This is a genomic window from Paludifilum halophilum (assembly GCF_002245355.1).
Taxonomy (GTDB): domain Bacteria; phylum Bacillota; class Bacilli; order Thermoactinomycetales; family DSM-45169; genus Paludifilum; species Paludifilum halophilum.
The window spans coordinates 38,644-53,719 of record NZ_NOWF01000010.1 but is presented as its reverse complement, the minus strand read 5'-3'; the positions used below and the strand labels follow the sequence as shown (position 1 = coordinate 53,719).

Below are 15,076 nucleotides of genomic sequence, written 5' to 3'. Positions count from 1 at the left end.
TCGTAGCAGGTCCATCCACACAAAAGCAAATACACTTCTGATTGCTGGAGGAAAGAAAAGAATAGGGTCTTATCGTCAAGTACCCTGAGGCTAAGACTCATTCACGAAGAAAACAGCCGAAGGGAACTCCCTCGGCTGTTGGGCTCAGATTAACAGATTGAACAAATAAGGATCTTTATTGATCTCCATATACTGAAAACCTTTTTTTCTCATCCGTTCGATCAGCGGCGTATAGTCCGACCGGCGTTTCAACTCAATGCCCACCAGGGCGGGCCCGTTCTCTTTACTGTTTTTCTTCGTGTACTCAAAGCGAGTGATGTCGTCGTCGGGACCCAGCACCTCATCCAGAAACTCCCGTAACGCGCCGGCCCGCTGCGGAAAATTGACCGTAAAATAATGCTTCAACCCTTCGAAAATGAGGGAACGCTCCTTGATCTCCTGCATCCGGTCGATATCGTTGTTCCCTCCGCTTACCACACAGACTACACTCTTTCCCTTGATCCGGTCCCGGTATTGATCCAGGGCGGCGATGGATAAAGCACCCGCCGGCTCGGCGACAATGGCGTTCTCGTTGTACAAGTCCAGAATGGTGGTACATACTTTTCCTTCCGGAACCAGGGCGAATTCATCGACCACTTCCCTGCAGATTTGAAAATTAATCTCTCCCACCCTCTGAACGGCGGTTCCGTCGACGAATTTATCGACCCGGTCCAGAGAAACCACTTGACCGGTCTCTACCGAACGTTTCATGGAAGGGGCTCCCGTCGCTTCCACTCCAACCATTTGGGTTGAGGGACTCAAGCTTTTGACGTAAGAGCCGACTCCTGCGGCCAACCCTCCACCGCCGATGCCGACAAAGAGATAATCCACCGGTTTTTGCATGTCGTTCAAAATTTCCAGGCCTACCGTCCCTTGTCCGGCGATGGTCTTCGGATTTTCAAAGGGGTGGATAAACTCCATCCCGTGCTTCTTACCATAGGCCAAAGCCTCTGCCAGGGAATCATCGAAAGTGTCTCCGGACAGGATTACCTCGACATAGGGACCGCCGAACCGCTTGACTTGGGTCACCTTCTGGCTGGGTGTGGTGTTGGGCATAAAGATTTTCCCCGTGATCTGCAAGCTTTGACAGGAGTAGGCGATCCCTTGGGCATGGTTTCCCGCACTGGCGCAGACCACCCCGTTTTCCAGCCTTTCCGTCGGCAGGTTGCGGATCACATTGTATGCTCCCCTCAGTTTAAAGGAACGGACGACCTGCAAATCCTCCCGTTTCAAATACACGTCACACCCGTACCGGTTGGACAGGATCTCATTCCGCTGTAAGGGAGTATGGATGGCAACATCTTTCAACAAATGATTGGCGAAAATGATATCCTCGACGGTTACCGTCTGCCGGTCTTGATGATTGCGCTCCTTCACACCATTCGCAACCTCTTGTTTCAATGAACATGCCCCCGATTGTTTTTCCAACCATTATACAACGAAAGCGGAGAGCATGAAATGAAAAATCAGTCGAGACTCACCACTTTCCTTCAAACACCGTCTCCGCCGGACCCGTCATGTAAACGCGGTCGTCTTTTTCGTTCCAATCGATCTCCAAATCCCCTCCCTGAAGATGAACCGTGACCCGCCGATCCGTCCGACCCGTCAGAGCCGAAGCGACGGCGGAAGCGCAGGCACCGGACCCGCAAGCCATTGTCCGACCGACTCCCCGTTCCCAGACACGCATATCCAGCTCCGACCGGGAACGGAAAGAGACGAACTCCACATTGGTCTGATGGGGAAAGAGGGGGTGGACTTCCAGTTTGGGTCCCCAGAACTCCACCGGAAAAGCGATGGCATCCTCCACCGGGATGACCGCATGGGGATTGCCCATGGAAACAGCGGTGAAAGAAAATGTCCGTTCTCCCACTTCCACCGGATACGCCACCACCGATTCCGCATCGATGGTCGTGGGAACCGCCTTCCCTTCCAGAACGGGGCGACCCATGTCTACCCGGACACGACGCACTTTCTCCCCGTCGGGTTCCAGCCAGACCCGCTGCAGACCGGCCCCTGTTTCAACCCGGAGTTCCCGGCGGGCCCGGGACATCCGCTCGTAAAAAAACTTGGAGACACACCGGACGGCGTTTCCGCATTGCTCCGCTTCACTTCCGTCGGCATTGATGATCCGCATGGCAAAGTCGCCGGATTCCGAAGGGAGGATAAAAACCAGGCCGTCGGCTCCCACTCCAAAGTGGCGGTCACAGATCCGCCGGGCCAAATCCGGCGTATTTTCCGGCGGCCTTTCCTCCCCGGAGACGATGACAAAGTCGTTTCCCAACCCGTGCATTTTGGTAAAATTCATCGCTGTCGGCGCTGTCCCATGAAGAACGCGCCATCCTCGTCCTTTCATCAAAAGATAAAACAAACCGATGGCGCTTCAAGCAACCATCGGGTCGGTTTCCCTATGAGAATACATCAGCCGGCACCACTTTTCAACGATCAGGGGTTCCGTTGCGGGTATCAGCCATGAGCCAGACGCCGGGCGGGACGGAAAAGGTCGATCATTCCGGCCAGCAAGGTGGGCAGGGACGCGGCGGATACGACGAGGATCCATTCCCGGAAACCCAATGAAACCGTATGGAAAATCGGCTGCAACGGCGGATAGTACATCACTGCCAGCAGTAACAGGGCGGAGGAAAATACCGCCAATACCAGAGGCTTATTGCTCAAGGGATTTCGATGGAAAACGGATTGGCGACTGCGGCAGTCGAACACATAGATCAACTGGGCGAGCACCAGCGTGGAAAAGGCGATGGTCTGTGCCCGGACCAAGTCGTCCGGCGCTTCCGCATAAGCCACCCAGAAGGCGCCCAGTGTACAAAATCCGATCAAAAGCCCCCGGGTCAAGATTTTCCATCCCACTCCCCGGGCGAAAATACTCTCCCTGCTGTCGCGAGGCGGACGATCCATCGTATCCTCCTCCGCCGGATCCACCCCGAGAGCCATCGCCGGCAAACCGTCGGTCACTAAATTGACCCACAGGATCTGAATCGGCACCAAAGGCAGGGGCATCCCGGCGAGCATCGCCAAAAACATGACCAGAATCTCCCCCACGTTGCTGGCCAGCAGGTAACTGATAAACTTTCGGATATTGTCGTAAATGTTGCGACCTTCTTCAATGGCCGACACGATCGTGGTGAAATTATCATCCGCCAGAACCAGGGAGGAAGCCTCTTTGGAGACATCCGTTCCGGTGATTCCCATAGCAATTCCGATATCCGCCGCTTTGATGGCGGGAGCATCATTTACTCCGTCTCCGGTCATTGCCGCTACATGCCCCTCCTTTTGCAGGGCCTTGACGATCCTCAATTTGTGCTCCGGTGAGACACGGGCATAAACATCGATGTGATTCACTTTTTTCTGAAACTGGGTATCACTCATCTGTTGAAGTTCGCTTCCGTTGACGGTCAAACCGCTCCCTGTCAGAATGCCTAATTGCCGGGCGATGGCCACAGCGGTGGTCTGGTGGTCTCCGGTGATCATCACGGTTTTGATCCCGGCCCGGCGGCAGGTGCGAATCGCATCCCTCACCTCTTCCCGGGGAGGATCGATCATCCCCGCCAAACCGACGAAAACCAGGTTCCGTTCCGCCGCCGCTTCGGAAGCGGGTTCCGTCCCGCTCCATTCCCGGCAAGCAAAGGCCAAATTGCGCAAAGCCATCGATGCCAGCTTCTCATTGACCCGGCTGACCTGACTGCGAAGGGCGTCCGTCAAAGGAACCGTCCGTCCCTGATGCAGAATATGGGTGCATTTATTGAGCAAAACATCCGGTGCACCCTTGGCCAGGAGCATCCGTTTGCCCCCTTTTTTCTCCACCAGAACCGACATCATTTTCCGTTCCGAATCAAAGGGAAACTCCTTCACCCGGGACCAGATACGATTCAATCCCTGTGAAGTCATATCGCCCTTGGCCCCCGCCACCAACAAAGCACCTTCCGTCGGATCTCCGTCGACCCGCCAGCTTTCCTGTTTGCGCCTCAACAGACCTTCCCGTTCTTCTTCCCGGATCAAAGCGGCATTGTTACACAGGACAGCGATTTCCAACAACTGCTTTAAGGCATGATCCTTTCCCGGTGTCACCTTGCGGCCGTCGCAGTGGAAATCTCCCTCCGGTCGGTAACCGGATCCGCTTACCTCCATCCGGCGGCCATCCGTCCACAGATGGGTGACCGTCATTTTGTTTTGGGTGAGGGTGCCGGTCTTATCCGAACCAATCACCGAGGCACAACCCAAGGTTTCCACTGACGGAAGCTTGCGGACGATCGCCCGCCGCTTGATCATCCGCTGAACGCCCAGGGCGAGAGCGATCGTAACGATCGCGGGCAACCCTTCGGGAATGGCGGCCACCGCCAGGCTGACCCCGGCCAAAAACATCTTGTAAGCTTCGTGTCCGTGAATGATTCCCGTCAGGACCACGACGGCCGTCAGGAATAGGGAAACCCCGATCAAAATCTTACCCAACTGCTCCAAACGGCGCTGCAAAGGCGTCTGCATCGTCTCTGTCGTCTGAATCAGATGGGCGATCCGGCCCATCTCCGTGTTCATGCCGGTGGCGACAACAATGCCGGTGCCTGTCCCCCGAACGGCCATGGTTCCTAAAAAGCCCATATTCTTACGGTCTCCCAGAGGCACTTCACCCCCGGGCAGTTTGGCATCAGTTTTGTTAACAGGGACGGATTCTCCAGTGAGGGCCGACTCCTCGATATACAAGTTTTCCGCCTGAATCAGGCGAAGATCGGCAGGAACCCGATCGCCGCTCTCCAGGGAAATCATATCTCCGGGAACCAGATCCGCCGCCGGGATGCGGATCCATCTCCCGCTCCGCTTCACCCGGGCTGTTGGAGCAGACAACTTTTTCAAGGCGCTCAATGACTTCTCCGCCCGGAATTCCTGTACGAAGCCCAGTATGGCATTCAATACGACAATGGCGATAATAGCGATCGCATCGGTATATTCCCCCAGCAGCCCGGATACCAGAGTGGCCGCCAGCAACACCAGTACCATAAAATCCTTAAACTGATTGAGGAGCAGAGCCATCGGCGACAGCTTGGCCCCTTCGGACAGCTGGTTGGCCCCCGTTTTACGGAGGCGCTCCGCCGCCTGTGCTTCATTCAGCCCCTCGGCGGGATCGACTCCAAAGTAGGATGTCACTTGTTCGGTGTCCCAGTCCACATAACGGCTGCCTTCTGACACATTCCCTCCCCCTTTGTCCCAAAACCTCTCACGGTAACCTTATTCAGACAGGCTTCAAAACATGCTATTTCGTCCCACAGATCCAATGCCAACATTCAAAAGCGGACCCAAACGGTCCACTTGTGGGCAATCCGTACAACGGATTCGGCACCTGTAATGGAAAAGCCCCGACTTCCCCCTTTCTGGCTCTGGATTCCGGCACATGCTATACTGGGGCGAGGACTTTCGATTGGGAAATCGGTACGAAAGGGGGCTCGTCCCATGTCCTTCGACGGGATCGTCGCACGGGCCGTCGTCCATGAGCTGGAATCCTCTGTGGTCGGCGGTCGCTTGGCAAAAATCTATCAACCGGGAGAATCCGAACTGATCCTTCATATACGGGCACAGGGAAAAAACCAGCGACTTCTGGTCTCCGCCCACCCCGCTTATCCCCGCATTCACCGGACTCAAGAACGAAGGGACAACCCGCTCACCCCGCCGATGTTTTGCATGCTGCTCCGCAAATACTGCGAAGGGGGAATCATCGAGCAGGTGCAGCAGGTGGACCTGGAACGAGTGATCCACATCGACATTCGCACCCGGGACGAACTGGGTTTTGAAGTGATTCGCCGACTGGTGGTGGAGATCATGGGCCGCCACAGCAACATTGTGCTAATCGACCCTGCCGACGGCAAAATTCTGGACGGGATCCGTCGGGTGACCCCGGCGATGAGCCGACATCGCCAGGTCGTACCGGGGGCTCTGTACCAGCCGCCGCCGGAACAGAACAAAAAAAATCCCCTGAAAGCCGACCGAGAAGAGTTCCTTCGGTCGATCGACTTCAATCGGGGAAAACTGGACAAACAGCTGATTCAACGCTTTTCCGGTCTCGGCCCTCTGACGGCTAAGGAAATCATCCACCGCGGCGGAATCGGCAGCAGGGAGCGATTGTGGGAAGCTTTTTCCCAAGTGATGGAGAGGGTGAAGAATCACCAGTACCAGCCGAACGTGGTCTATCACCGGAAAGCCTCCTTTTCCGCGATCCGGTTAACCCATCTTTCCGGTGAGAACGAAACCTTTCCCACGATCAGCCAGTGTCTGGAGTCCTTTTTTCACGGTAAAGCGGAACGGGACCGCTCTCGGCAGCAAAACCACGATCTGATCCGCCTGTTAAAAAACGCCATCGATAAAAACAAAAAGAAGATCGAAAAGCTGAAAAAAGAGTGGGCCGAAACCGAAGATGCGGACGTTCACCGGATCCGCGGCGAACTGGTTACTGCCTTTATGCATGAAATCAACCGGGGGGACGAAACCCTGACCGCCGTGAACTATTACGATCCGGAGGCGCCGGAAATCACAATTCCCCTGGATTCTCGGCTTACGCCGTCGGAAAACGCCCAGCGGTACTTCAAACGGTATAACAAAGCCAAATCAGCCCGAAAATGGAACCGGGAACAGATTGACAAGACCCAACAGGAAACGGAGTATTTGGAATCCGTACTGGTTCAGCTGGAAAACGCCACCGGCCAGGAAGCGGAACAAATCAAGGAAGAACTGAGGGAAGAAGGGTGGCTTCGCTCCAAACCGCAAAACCGGAAACGGAAACGGCCGGAGCGTCCGGAGCCCACCTCCTTCACATCTTCGGAAGGGGTTACCATTTTGGTAGGAAAAAACAACAAACAAAACGACTGGTTAACCCACCGAATCGCCTCTCCGACGGATACCTGGCTTCATACCAAGGAAATCCCCGGTTCCCACGTCGTCATCCGGGGCAAAAATTTCTCGGAAACCACGCTTCATGAAGCGGCGATCCTGGCCGCTTACTACAGTAAGGGCCGAGATTCCAGCCGGGTTCCGGTAGACTATACCCTGATCAAACACGTAAAAAAGCCCTCCGGCGCCCGACCGGGATTCGTCACCTACGAAGGGCAGAAAACCCTTTTCCCCACCCCGGATGAGTACACAGTCCGGAAGTTGGCCGGTCAGCGGGAAGAGTCTGAAGGATAGCCAAAGACAGATGGATGCCTCGACTCTTCAACGATCAATCATCAAACGAAAAACTCGGTTCCCTCCAAGGGGGGACCGAGTTTTTTCGTTTGATCCAGCCGGTTAGTCAACGTGTTTCCTTGTCTGGAATTCACCCCGAGTCAAAATCAAGGGTACAATCAATCACTCCACCCGGACCGCTGTTCCATAGGCGATAATCTCCGATGCGTTACCCATCACGAATGACGTTTCCATCCGACAGGCCACGATCGCGTTGGCCCCCGATTGCTCCGCATGTTCCACCATTCGCCCGATAGCTTTCTGCCGGGCTTGATCCATCATCTCGGTATAATCCTTGATTTCGCCCCCGACGATATTTTTCAACCCGGCCATGACATCCTTGCCGATATGTTTGGACTGAATCATACTCCCCCGCACAAATCCTTTAAATTCAACAACCTTTTTGCCGGGTACTCCTTCAGTAGTCACGATAATCATGCTGTTTTTCCTCCTTGATCCGATGCTGTGCCAGGTCCTCCACCCAGGTCAACAAGGCCGAATGGTCTTGCGAACCCTCCCCTTTGGCAACCAAGGATCCCTGAATCTGATCGACAAGGGCGGTCAGCGGCAAAGAGACTCCGTATTCCCTGGCTGAAGCGAGAGCGATGCCCAGATCTTTATGGTGAAGTTCCATTTTAAATCCGGGGTTGAAGTCGTGCTCCAGGAAGTTGGATCTTTTCGTCTCCATGATTCTGTTACCGGCAAGTCCACCGGAAAGAACATCGATGATCAAAGCCGGTTTCACTCCGGACTTGGACCCTAAAACGAGCGCCTCTGAAACAGCCTCTATCGTCAGAGCGACTACAATCTGGTTGCAAGCCTTGACCACCTGGCCGGCCCCCGCCTCACCCACATGTGTCATCGTTGTTCCCATCACTTCAAACAAGGGGCGGGCCCGTTCAAATTCACCTTCACTTCCCCCGACCATGATCGACAACGTTCCCTTCTCAGCCCCCGACTCTCCGCCGCTGACCGGGGCGTCGAGCATTCCCAGGCCGCGCTCGCGGGCCTGAGTCGACAACTCCCGAGCAACAACCGGAGAAATGGTACTCATATCGACGAGAAGCGAACCTTCCCCAGCTCCTTCAAAAAGGCCGTCCTCACCAGTAATCACTTCCCGGACTTGCGGGGAATCGGGAAGCATCGTGATCACCACATCGCTCCTTTCAGCGACATCCCGGGGGGTTGCCGCTATCTCAACCCCTTCCCCAATCAGCGATTCCGCCTTTTCCCGGGTTCGGTTGTACACCACCAGACGATATCCTGCTTTGATCAAGTTCCGGGCCATAGGCTTACCCATGATCCCGAGTCCGATAAATCCGATTTTTTCAGTCATATCCACCCCTCCATTCAACCTTTACCGACAAATCGAGCGGAGTTTTCGGGGGACCGAACCGTTTAGCGGGCACGATGTTTTTCCGCATAAAAGCGGAGCGACCGTACGGGAGGGCAACCCCGCGCGGAGTCGGAATCGGGTCTCACACCCCGTATGGTTCATGGTCGGACACGCCCTAGTCAACCCGGATCGCTGATAAAACCTATGTGTGGAGATGATCTTTATCTTTCAAGGCTTGACCCGCTCGCAACCATTGTCCGGTCGGCTCTCCCACCACTCCTTCATCCCGAGGATATAACCTTGATTCAAATCGACCAGAACCAGATCGGCATCGGCTCCGACAGTGAGCATACCTTTACGGGGATAGAGTCCGAAACGTTGGGCCGCCAGTGTACCATCAAGTTTATATGGAATGGTCTGATTTGTCTAATGAATCAATAGCAATCTGTTTTACAATGCAATCGAGTTTCCCGGAAGGGAGGCTGAGACCTTGTCCACCATAACTGATTCAATGGATACAGTCCGGAATCGATCGCATGCAAACCTTGTCGGATCACCTATGTCGAATATGTACCGGAAGTTACGAAGCATTCGAATGATCAAGCGGCCCTGGAAGCGGTCAAAACCGCCGAATAAGGGCCCCTTGTCACTCCGTTTCAAAACGAAAACGCCCTCCCGGAAATGAATCCTCCCTTCTTTTCCCCGAAATACAATCAGGCGATGGCGGCTACATCCGTAGCCGCCATCGCCTTTTTTCACACAGAAAACGCAGTGAAGAAATTCATCCCTTCAGCGTCTGACGGGTACCGGGTTTTTCAACGGGAATTCCCTGCCGGCACAAAGGACAACCCTCCGGCGAATAACTGGTAATCGTATGTTGAAGGAGGGATTGGAAAGGAGGATCAAAGGAAGCTCGACCCCCGCTGCGGTCGATCACAGAACCGATCCCGACGATCTCGGCCCCTGTGTTTTTCATCAGGGTGACTACTTCCTGCACAGAACCGCCGGTAGTGACGACATCCTCAATCACCAACACGCGCTCACCGGGTCGAATGGTAAAACCGCGGCGAAGGGTCATTTGTCCCTCCTTCCGCTCGGCGAAGAGACAGCGAACATTTAAGGCCCTGGCGGTCTCATGAGCGATAACAACACCGCCCAGAGCGGGACCGACCACTGCGTCCACTTTTGCACTCCGGAACCGCTTTGCCAAGGCCCTGCCGGCTTGTTCCGCCTCCCGGGGATATTGAAGCATCTGGGCGCATTGCATAAATTGTCCGCTGTGACGACCGGATGAAAGGACAAAATGGCCTTCCTTCAGGACTCCGGTACGCCGGATCGCTCCTTCGACCGTCCACTCTTCCCAGTGATCAGACATCATTCTCCCTCCTCGTTTGTTGTACACATTTGACCATTTCCTCATAGACTTCGACAGGGTGTTGAGCGCGAGTGATCGGACGACCGACAACCAAGTGGTCCGCTCCTGAGCGAACCGCCTTTTCCGGTGTCATCACTCGTTTTTGGTCCCCTGTGCGTTGACCGTTCAGACGAATCCCCGGCGTAACCGTCATCAGGGATCGGCCCACCTTTTCCTTGATCCAACCCGCTTCCTCTCCGGAGCAGACCACTCCGTCCATCCCCGCTTGCTCTGCCAAACGGGCATAACGGAGAACCGCATCCCGCACCGTCCCGGGAATGCCCAGTTCGTCATTCATCGCCCGACGATCCATGCTGGTCAGCTGAGTCACCGCCAACAGGCGGGGACGCCGGGAACCGGCGGCGGAGGCGGCGGCCTTCGCCGCTTCCATCATCGCCTTTCCGCCCCCGGCGTGAAGGGTGATCCAATCGACTCCCAATCCCGTCAGGGAACCGATGCCTCCCGCGACGGTATGGGGGATATCATGCAACTTCAAATCCAGAAAGACAGAGTATCCCGTCTCCACCAAGGAAGCCACCCAGCGGGGACCGGCGGCATAAAAAAGCTGCATACCCACCTTGACAAAGGGTTTCTCCCGGTCCCGCCACAGGGAGAGAAAACGTTCCGCTTCATTCGGTTCGGGAAAATCCAAGGCGATTACAACATGAGTACGGTCGGCAGTCGCGGTTGTCACCGGGCTAGAACCCCCTCCCGACTGCTGACCTTCTGTTCCGCCGGTTGGCGGATCGGCTCAGCCGTCAGATAAATGGAGGCCAATGTGGACAACAGGGCTTCCACCGTATCCAGCGACGTGAGACAGGCCACTTCATGTTCCACCGCTTCCCGGCGAATACGGAAGCCGTCCCGCTCCGGTGTTCCGCCCCGGGTCCAAGTGTTGACAACCAAATCGACTTTTCCTTGCCGGATCAAGTCCAAAATGTGCGGAGACCCCTCTTTTAATTTATGGATCCGCTGAACGGGCAGTCCTTCCGCTTCCAACATTTCCGCCGTGCCGCTGGTGGAGACGATTCGGTATCCCAACCGGTGAAACTGGCGCATCAGCGGGATCGACTCTTCTTTGTCCTTGTCGCTGATCGTGGCGACTACCGTCCCGAAACGGGGCAGAGAAACACCGCCGGCCAAAAGTCCTTTGTACACCGCACGGGCATAATCCTGATCGCGGCCCATCACTTCGCCGGTGGATTTCATCTCCGGCCCGAGAGTTACATCGACTCGGCGCAGTTTGGCAAAAGAGAAGACCGGAACTTTCACCGCCACTTCAGAGCCTTCCGGCCACAGCCCTGCATCATATCCCTGTGATGCCAAGGACTCGCCCAGCATCATCCGCGTCGCGATCCGGGCCATGGGGACCCCGGTTACCTTGCTTAGGAAGGGGACGGTTCGGGAAGCCCTCGGATTGACTTCCAACACGTAAATTTCATCCTCGTGCAGGACGAACTGGATATTGATCAGACCTCGAATCTGAAGGGTTTTGGCAATCTGCGTCGTCATCTCCACCAATCGCTCTTTCTGGTCGGGAGTGACCGACCGTGGCGGATAGACAGCGATGGAGTCACCGGAGTGAACCCCTGCCCGTTCGATGTGTTCCATGATTCCCGGGATCAGTACCCGTTCTCCGTCGGAAACAGCATCCACTTCAATCTCTTTGCCCCGGAGATAGCGGTCGATCAGGACGGGATGCTCCGGATTGATTCGCACCGCCTGCTCCATATAGGAACGGAGTTCCGTTTCAGTATAAACGATTTCCATCGCCCGTCCGCCGAGAACATAGGAAGGCCGGACCAGGACCGGAAAACCGAGGCGCTTGGATTCCCGTACCGCCTCCTCCGTAGAAGTGACCGCCGTTCCCGGGGGTTGCGGGACATTCACTCGTTGCACCAGTTGTTCAAACTTTTTGCGGTCCTCGGCCCGATCGATCTCCTCCAGCGCTGTCCCCAAAATCGGAACCCCGAAATCCTTTAAGTCCCGGGCCAGATTAAGGGCGGTTTGACCACCGAACTGGACAATCACACCCACCGGATTTTCTTTTTCGATCATATGAAGAACGTCTTCGCGATGGAGTGGATCAAAATAAAGCCGATCCGAAATGTTGAAGTCCGTCGACACCGTCTCCGGGTTATTGTTGATGATTACCGCTTCCATCCCCGCCTGCCGGATCGCCTGGATGGCGTGAACCGTCGCGTAGTCGAACTCTACTCCCTGACCGATCCGGATCGGTCCGGAACCCAACACAACCACAGTCGGTTGACCCGATTTCTCCACTTCATCTTCCCTGTCATAGGTGGAGTAATAATAAGGGGTTTCGGCTTCAAACTCGGCGGCACAGGTATCCACCATCTTGTAGACAGGCATCAGTCTGTGTTTACGGCGCAAATGCCGGATTTCTCCTTCTTCCGCTCCTGTCAGACGGGCGATAGCGGCATCGGTGAACCCGATTTGTTTGGCCTCGGAGAGTGTATCTACATCCGGCCATGGCCCACCAGCCAGTTTCTTTTCGCATTGAACCACCTTTTTGATCTTTTCCAGGAAGAAACGGTCCACTCGGGTCAACCGGTGAGCTTCCTCCAGATCTTTACCCCGGCGCAACCACTCCGCCAACAAGTACAGCCGCTCGTCGTCGGGAACGGTCAACCGGCGGATCAGCTGATCCTCCGTCAGTTCTTCCGCCTCCGGCAATCGGATGTGATCCAAGTCGATTTCCAGAGAGCGGACCGCCTTGAGAAGGGATTCCTCCAGGGTCCGCCCGATCGCCATCACTTCTCCGGTCGCTTTCATCTGGGTACCCAGCTTTCGGTTGGCGGTAACAAACTTATCAAAGGGCCAGCGGGGAATCTTGCTAACCACATAATCCAGTGTCGGCTCAAAGCAAGCACCCGTTTTCCCCGTCACCGGATTGGTCAGTTCGTCCAGGTTGTAACCGACGGCGATTTTGGCGGCGATCCGGGCGATGGGATAACCCGTTGCTTTGGAAGCCAGAGCACTGGAGCGGCTCACCCGGGGATTCACTTCGATCACGTGGTATTGAGAGCTTTCCGGGTCCAAAGCGAACTGAATATTGCATCCGCCCCGAATATCCAAAGCCCGGATGATCTTTAATGCGGAACTTCGGAGCATTTGGTGCTCCCGGTCGGACAAGGTCTGAGACGGAGCGAAAACGATGCTGTCCCCGGTGTGCACGCCGACGGGATCAAAGTTTTCCATGTTACAGACAACGATGCAGTTGTCCTCGGCATCCCGCATGACTTCATATTCCAATTCCTTATAACCGGCGATGCTCTCTTCAATCAGACATTGGCCGATGGGACTGTAGCGAATCCCGTTTTCCACTGTCTCTCGGAGTTCCCGCTCATTTTTGGCGATACCGCCTCCGGTCCCCCCCAGTGTGTAAGCGGGCCGAACGATGACGGGATAATCTGTCCGGTCGGCAAATTGAACCGCTTCCTCCACCGAATGGACAATTTCGCTCTGCGGAACCGGTTCTTCGATTTCCCTCATCAACTGACGAAACTGTTCCCGGTCTTCGGCGCAGGTTATCGCTCGCAGTTCGGTGCCCAGCAGACGGACCCCCTCCCGTTCCAGTACTCCCGATCGGGCCAGTTCCACCGCCAGATTGAGACCGGTCTGCCCGCCCAACGTGGGCAGAAGACCGTCGGGTTGTTCCTTGCGGATAATCTGGGTGACAAATTCCGGGGTCATCGGTTCGATATAAACTTTGTCAGCGATATCGGTATCCGTCATAATCGTGGCGGGGTTGCTGTTGATCAATACGACTTCCATTCCCTCATCCCGCAGAGATTGGCAAGCCTGGGTTCCCGCATAATCAAATTCGGCGGCCTGGCCGATGACAATCGGTCCGGAACCGATCACTAATATCTTGTTCAGGGTTGTATCCTTAGGCATTTGCAGTTCCCTCCTTTTTGGACTTGGATCCCATCTGATCGATAAACTGATCAAACAAGTAGCCGGAATCATGGGGACCGGGGGCGGCTTCCGGATGGTACTGGACGGAAAAAGCAGGAACCTCCCTGTGACTGAGACCTTCGCAGGTCCCATCGTTCAAGGCGATATGAGTCAGTTGCAAAGCGGTTTTTTTCAGGGATTCCTCCTGAACCGCGTAACCGTGGTTTTGAGAGGTAATATAAGTGCGGCCGGTGGTCAACTCTTTCACCGGATGATTGCTTCCCCGATGGCCGAACTTCATTTTTTCCGTGTCGGCACCGCAGGCCAGAGCGAAAAGTTGATGTCCCAGGCAAACACCGAAAATCGGGTAACGGGGAAGCAACTTTTCTACCGTTTTTATGGCCTCCGGCACATCCTTGGGATCGCCAGGCCCATTGGACAAAAGGATCCCGTCAGGACGCAACCGGTCGATCTCCTCCGCCGAAGTATCGTAAGGGACCACTGCCACTTCACATCCCCGTCTGACCAGCTCCCGCTGTAAACCGTACTTGGCACCGAAGTCCATCAAGACCACGCGCTTTCCGTAACTGGGGGAGGTATGGATGTTTCGGGTGCTGACCCGTGCCACCTGATCCCGCATCAAGGGAGCTTCCAAGCTTTCCGCCAGGGATTCCCACCCCTCATCCCGGGTGGAAAGAACCCCTTTCATCGTTCCATGAGCCCGGAGTTTGCGGGTCAACATCCGGGTATCGATCCCCGAAATTCCCGGGATGCCGAATTCCTTTAACCAGTATGCTAGACTCTGTTCACTGCGCCAGTGGCTGGGATGTTCAGCGTGCTCCCGGACAATAAAACCCTGGACAAAGGGACTCCGGGATTCGATGTCGTTGCGGTTGATTCCGTAATTCCCGATCAAGGGGTAAGTCATCATCACGATTTGCCCGCAGTAGGAGGGGTCCGTCAAAACCTCCTGGTAACCGGTCATCCCGGTATTAAAAACTACCTCTCCGATCGAGGCCTTTTCCGCCCCAAAGGAATGTCCCGTCAAACGCGTTCCGTCTTCCAACAGCAATTTTGCTTTCATGCCATTCCCCTCCCTCAGTCCTTCTTCCATGTCCAAAAGCCAACATTTACTCGTTTCCCTT

General features: G+C 55.3%; 10 protein-coding genes. 1 reads left to right on the top strand and 9 read right to left on the bottom strand.

Translation table 11 applies throughout. The features are described from left to right. Positions 1–144 precede the first annotated feature (144 nt). The 3 genes from ilvA to CHM34_RS15200 form a co-directional block, all read right to left on the bottom strand. A complete protein-coding gene (gene ilvA / locus CHM34_RS15210; protein WP_094265462.1) occupies positions 145–1,416 on the bottom strand; it encodes a threonine ammonia-lyase IlvA in 1,272 nt (423 codons plus the stop codon). Between the two features lie 100 nt (positions 1,417–1,516). Beyond that, positions 1,517–2,344: a diaminopimelate epimerase gene (dapF, locus tag CHM34_RS15205; RefSeq protein WP_094265461.1), complete on the bottom strand. Its 828-nt coding sequence runs from the start codon at positions 2,342–2,344 to the stop codon at positions 1,517–1,519. Between the two features lie 158 nt (positions 2,345–2,502). Next, on the bottom strand, positions 2,503–5,235 hold the full coding sequence (locus tag CHM34_RS15200) for a calcium-translocating P-type ATPase, SERCA-type (protein WP_240512048.1): 2,733 nt from the start codon (positions 5,233–5,235) through the stop codon (positions 2,503–2,505). A gap of 261 nt (positions 5,236–5,496) precedes the next feature. Between CHM34_RS15200 and CHM34_RS15195 the strand changes: the two genes are divergently transcribed. Beyond that, complete coding sequence (locus CHM34_RS15195; protein ID WP_094265460.1) at positions 5,497–7,221, top strand: Rqc2 family fibronectin-binding protein; 1,725 nt, start codon at positions 5,497–5,499, stop codon at positions 7,219–7,221. Positions 7,222–7,383: 162 nt separating this feature from the next. On the opposite strand, the gene CHM34_RS15190 is transcribed toward CHM34_RS15195, so the two are convergent. The 6 genes from CHM34_RS15190 to CHM34_RS15160 all read right to left on the bottom strand — a co-directional run bounded on the left by CHM34_RS15190 (position 7,384) and on the right by CHM34_RS15160 (position 15,015). Further along, complete coding sequence (locus CHM34_RS15190; RefSeq protein ID WP_094265459.1) at positions 7,384–7,698, bottom strand: YbjQ family protein; 315 nt, start codon at positions 7,696–7,698, stop codon at positions 7,384–7,386. Beyond that, on the bottom strand, positions 7,679–8,596 hold the full coding sequence (locus tag CHM34_RS15185) for a 2-hydroxy-3-oxopropionate reductase (protein WP_094265458.1): 918 nt from the start codon (positions 8,594–8,596) through the stop codon (positions 7,679–7,681). The genes CHM34_RS15190 and CHM34_RS15185 overlap by 20 nt, the downstream gene beginning before the upstream one ends. A 781-nt stretch (positions 8,597–9,377) precedes the next feature. Continuing rightward, entirely contained in the window at positions 9,378–9,971 is a 594-nt protein-coding gene (pyrE, locus tag CHM34_RS15175) for an orotate phosphoribosyltransferase (protein WP_206093820.1), read from the bottom strand. After that, complete coding sequence (gene pyrF, locus CHM34_RS15170; protein WP_094265455.1) at positions 9,964–10,704, bottom strand: orotidine-5'-phosphate decarboxylase; 741 nt, start codon at positions 10,702–10,704, stop codon at positions 9,964–9,966. The genes pyrE and pyrF overlap by 8 nt, the downstream gene beginning before the upstream one ends. After that, positions 10,701–13,931 (bottom strand): carbamoyl-phosphate synthase large subunit, encoded by a 3,231-nt coding sequence (carB, locus tag CHM34_RS15165; protein WP_094265454.1) that lies wholly within the window; start codon positions 13,929–13,931, stop codon positions 10,701–10,703. Before carB ends, pyrF begins: the two co-directional genes overlap by 4 nt. Further along, positions 13,924–15,015, bottom strand: coding sequence for a carbamoyl phosphate synthase small subunit (locus CHM34_RS15160; RefSeq protein ID WP_094265453.1), 1,092 nt, complete (start codon positions 15,013–15,015; stop codon positions 13,924–13,926). Before CHM34_RS15160 ends, carB begins: the two co-directional genes overlap by 8 nt. Positions 15,016–15,076 lie beyond the last annotated feature (61 nt).

What these genes read in the sequence shown, in the direction of transcription:
- dapF (WP_094265461.1), bottom strand. Translation starts at nt 2,344, where the DNA reads ATGAATTTTACCAAAATGCACGGGTTGGGAAACGACTTTGTCATCGTC.
- CHM34_RS15195 (WP_094265460.1), top strand. Translation starts at nt 5,497, where the DNA reads ATGTCCTTCGACGGGATCGTCGCACGGGCCGTCGTCCATGAGCTGGAA.
- CHM34_RS15190 (WP_094265459.1), bottom strand. Translation starts at nt 7,698, where the DNA reads ATGATTATCGTGACTACTGAAGGAGTACCCGGCAAAAAGGTTGTTGAA.
- CHM34_RS15185 (WP_094265458.1), bottom strand. Translation starts at nt 8,596, where the DNA reads ATGACTGAAAAAATCGGATTTATCGGACTCGGGATCATGGGTAAGCCT.
- pyrE (WP_206093820.1), bottom strand. Translation starts at nt 9,971, where the DNA reads ATGTCTGATCACTGGGAAGAGTGGACGGTCGAAGGAGCGATCCGGCGT.
- carB (WP_094265454.1), bottom strand. Translation starts at nt 13,931, where the DNA reads ATGCCTAAGGATACAACCCTGAACAAGATATTAGTGATCGGTTCCGGA.
- CHM34_RS15160 (WP_094265453.1), bottom strand. Translation starts at nt 15,015, where the DNA reads ATGAAAGCAAAATTGCTGTTGGAAGACGGAACGCGTTTGACGGGACAT.